Below are 3,622 nucleotides of genomic sequence, written 5' to 3'. Positions count from 1 at the left end.
CGCGCTCTTGGTCGAAAACAAGGATCAGTCCCTTGACCGTCTGCCTGTGGTGACTCGGCCGCGTCCCGGACACGCGGATCTGGCCGGCGCTCTTAAGTACAACCAGCATGATGTGCGTAATATTTTAGAGCGCGCTTCTGCGCGCGAGACCACGGCCCGGGTGGCCGTGGGCGCGGTGTGCAGGCGTTTCCTGGAGGAGTGCGGGATCCGGATCCTGAGTCATGTGGTGGGTATAGGGGACGTGAAGTGCGAAGTGGGGGCTTTGGAATTTGAAGAACTCTCACGGCGCATTTCCGGTTCGCCTGTGAGCTGCGCGGATAAGGCCGTTTCGGACAAGATGGTGCAGGCCATTGATGCAGCCAAGGCAGGCAAGGACACCCTGGGGGGTGTTTTTGAGGTTGTGGCCTATGGGGTGCCGCCGGGCCTGGGGAGTCATGTGCAGTGGGACCGTAAGCTCGACGCGCAATTGGTGCATGCCTTGGTTTCGATCCAGGCCATCAAGGCTGCGGAGATCGGGGCGGGTGTCAGTGCGGCAGCCGAGCGCGGCAGTGCGGTGCACGACGAGATTTTTTATTCGGCCCAGCGCGGGTTTTACCGAAAGACGAACAGATGCGGGGGGATTGAGGGAGGTATGTCTACAGGGGAGCCTATTGTGGTGCGGGGTTATATGAAGCCTATCTCTACTCTGCTCAAGCCCTTGGCCTCCGTGGATATCCAAAGCAAGGAAGCCTTTGAGGCCACGGTGGAGCGTTCCGATGTCTGCGCAGTGCCCGCGGCCGGAGTGATCGCCGAGGCAGCCGTGAGCTTTGTTTTGGCCGCCGCTTTCCTGGAGAAATTCGGCGGGGACAGTCTGGAAGAAGTCCGGCGCAACCAAAATGCTTATGTTGAGCAGGTGAAGAAGTTTTGAATATTGTTTTAACCGGGTTCATGGGGACGGGTAAGAGCGTTGTGGGGCGCGCGCTTGCAGCGCGCCTCGAATGGTCCTTTGTTGAAACCGATGAAGAGATTGAGACCCGGGAGGGGCGGACCATCCCGGAGATTTTTGAGCAAGAAGGAGAACCCTATTTCCGGCGAGTGGAGCGCGAGGTCATTGAATCACTCCAAGGCAGCCGGAAAAAAGTGATCGCCACTGGAGGCGGTGCTTTTGTGGATCCATCCAATCGCGAAAAGCTGCGCAGCCTCGGAAAGGTTGTTTGTTTGTCGGCCTCCGAGGAGGTTCTGCTCGAGCGCTTGGGGCGGTCTCAACACCGGCCTTTGATGCAGGTCGAGCCCGGGGAGAGACTCGGGCGTTTACGGGGGCTCCTGGAAAGTCGGGCGCATGCCTATGCCCAGGCCGATTGGCAGGTGGACACAACGGCCCACACTGTGGATCAGGTCGTGGACCAGATCCTGAAACAGGTGAGGGAATAGGATGATGCCATGGATCAGCAAGAGGCCCTGCTCTGTCTTTGCGGTTTTGCGGGAATGGGCACCCGGGAGATTTTGGAGCACTGCCGCCGGGCCGGCGGGCTTGAGGAAGCGGTTGAGCGCCTAGGCAAGGGCGCATTGGACTGGTGGGCTGAGGAGCAGGTCCTGTGCCGGAAACACGGCACTGAATGGATTACGCTTCTTGACGAGAGTTACCCGCAGCTATTGCGGGAGATCTCCAGCCCGCCGCCGGTTCTCTATCTAAGAGGAAAACTTCCGCAGGAAGAATCGCCGCGCTGCATTGCGGTGGTCGGTTCGCGTCATGTCACAGCCTACGGATTGCGCATGGCCCGGCGTTTGGGACGGGAACTGGCGGAGTGCGGGATTGTCGTGATTTCGGGTTTGGCCCTTGGGGCGGATGCTGAGGCGCACCGCGGTTGTCTGGAGGCCAAGGGCAGGACAGTGGCGGTCTTGGGAAACGGATTGGCTTCAATCCATCCGCGGTCCAATGAGAATTTAGCCGGGGCCATTCTGAAGGGGGGAGGGGCTCTTGTGTCGGAGTTCCCGATGAAGGCTTTGCCCTATGCAAGCCATTTTCCGAGGCGCAACCGGATTATCAGCGGTTTGTGCCGTGGAGTCGTGGTCGTCGAGGCCATGAAACGCAGCGGGGCTTTGATTACTGCGCGCCTGGCCTTGGAGCAAAACCGGGAGGTTTTTGCCGTGCCCGGTGCAGCGGATTCGGCGCTTTCTTCGGGCCCGCACCATTTGCTTCGCGACGGTGCGGCCTTGGTCGAATCCGTGGAAGATATTTTAAGAGTTTTGGAGTGGCGGGAAGCAGTGCAGCATGTGGCTGCTGAAGCCCGGGGCGGGATGAAGAAAAAAGAGGATACGCCGCTTTTGAAGCCGCAGGCAATGCGGATTATGAAAGCGCTTTCCTCCGGCCCGATGGGGCCCGATACCTTGAGTGAGGTATGCGGGATTTCAACGGGGCGGCTGGCTGAAACAATGTTGGACTTGGAGATCAGGGGCCTGGTCCGTTCCTTGCCGGGTCCCGTTTGGGAAGCAGGAGGCAACCCATGATTAGAGAGAAGAGAAGTTATCTGAGACTTCCGACCGGGGTCCGGGTGACTTACAGAAGACTGGATGACGTGCGTATGGAGTCCTCGGTGACTAAAGACATTAGCGGCGGTGGGATTCGTATTCCCGTGGTTGATGACCTTGAGGTGGGCTGTCCTTTGGAAGTGCAACTGGAGCTTCCTCAGGAGCCTGCCCCGACCTATGCCTTGGGTAAAGTGGTGTGGGTGCGGCAGGCTGAGAACTCTGCGCGGGAAAGCGCCGAACTCGAGGCAGGCATTGCCCTCAACGCCTTTGACCGGGGCGTGGTTGACCGGTTTACGGCCCGCTGGGTTGAGGCCAGAGACTAACGCGTGGAAATCAGGATTAACGGTAAGCAGAAATCCGTGCCGGATCACCTCAGCCTAAAGGGCTTGCTGGATCATCTTGAACTGCAGCAAGGCGGTTTGGCGGTTGAAGTCAACGGAAAGATTGTCCGGCGACAGGATCATGAGGATTGGGATATACGAGAGAACGATTCATTAGAGATCGTTCATCTGATCGGTGGAGGATAGGTTTCTCGTGGCTGCAAAGAAAACAACTACCAAGAAGAAGACAATCAAGAAGACGGCCCGCAAGACGGTCTCCACCGGTGCCAAGAATTTGGTTATCGTTGAGTCTCCTGCCAAGGCCCGCACTATCAACAAGTATCTTGGCAAGGATTTTGAGGTAACTGCCTCGGGCGGGCATGTGGTGGATTTGCCCAAGAGCCGTCTGGGTATTGATCTCGAAAAGGATTTCGAGCCTTCCTATATTGTCATTGTGAACCGGAAGAAGATCGTCAGCGAGCTGAAGAGACTCATCAAGAACAAAGAGAATCTTTACCTGGCGCCGGACCCTGATCGCGAAGGAGAGGCGATCAGCTTTCATCTGGCCAATCTTCTGGGAGCCGGCAAGAACGTTTTCCGGGTGTCTTTCAACGAGATCACTGCCGCGGCGGTGCACGAGGCTTTTGAGCATCCGCGCGATATTAATCAGGAGCTTGTCAATGCGCAGCAGGCCCGCCGTGTGTTGGACCGGATTGTGGGCTATACACTGAGTCCGCTCTTGTGGCGCAAAGTCGGCCGGGGTTTGAGCGCGGGCCGTGTTCAGTCCGTGGCCT

General features: G+C 58.0%; 6 protein-coding genes. All 6 read left to right on the top strand.

Going from position 1 to position 3,622, the window contains the following annotated elements:
* Window positions 1-907: chorismate synthase (gene aroC / locus JW937_07005; GenBank protein MBN1587159.1), on the top strand; the 907-nt coding region annotated here is incomplete at its 5' end.
* A complete protein-coding gene (locus JW937_07000; protein MBN1587158.1) occupies window positions 904-1,410 on the top strand; it encodes a shikimate kinase in 507 nt (168 codons plus the stop codon). The genes aroC and JW937_07000, both read left to right, overlap by 4 nt.
* A 9-nt stretch (window positions 1,411-1,419) precedes the next feature.
* Complete coding sequence (gene dprA, locus JW937_06995; protein ID MBN1587157.1) at window positions 1,420-2,487, top strand: DNA-processing protein DprA; 1,068 nt, start codon at window positions 1,420-1,422, stop codon at window positions 2,485-2,487.
* Window positions 2,484-2,831 (top strand): PilZ domain-containing protein, encoded by a 348-nt coding sequence (locus JW937_06990; GenBank protein ID MBN1587156.1) that lies wholly within the window; start codon window positions 2,484-2,486, stop codon window positions 2,829-2,831. Before dprA ends, JW937_06990 begins: the two co-directional genes overlap by 4 nt.
* 3 nt (window positions 2,832-2,834) lie before the next feature.
* Window positions 2,835-3,035, top strand: a complete 201-nt coding sequence (thiS, locus tag JW937_06985; protein ID MBN1587155.1) for a sulfur carrier protein ThiS — start codon at window positions 2,835-2,837, stop codon at window positions 3,033-3,035.
* Between the two features lie 7 nt (window positions 3,036-3,042).
* A partial coding sequence (locus JW937_06980) for a DNA topoisomerase I (protein ID MBN1587154.1) occupies window positions 3,043-3,622 on the top strand: 580 nt, incomplete at its 3' end.

Source organism: Candidatus Omnitrophota bacterium (assembly GCA_016929445.1).
In the GTDB taxonomy this organism is placed as follows: domain Bacteria; phylum Omnitrophota; class Gorgyraeia; order JAFGIU01; family JAFGIU01; genus JAFGIU01.
The sequence above is the reverse complement of the archived record's forward strand: the minus strand, read 5'-3'. Positions and strand labels throughout refer to the sequence as shown.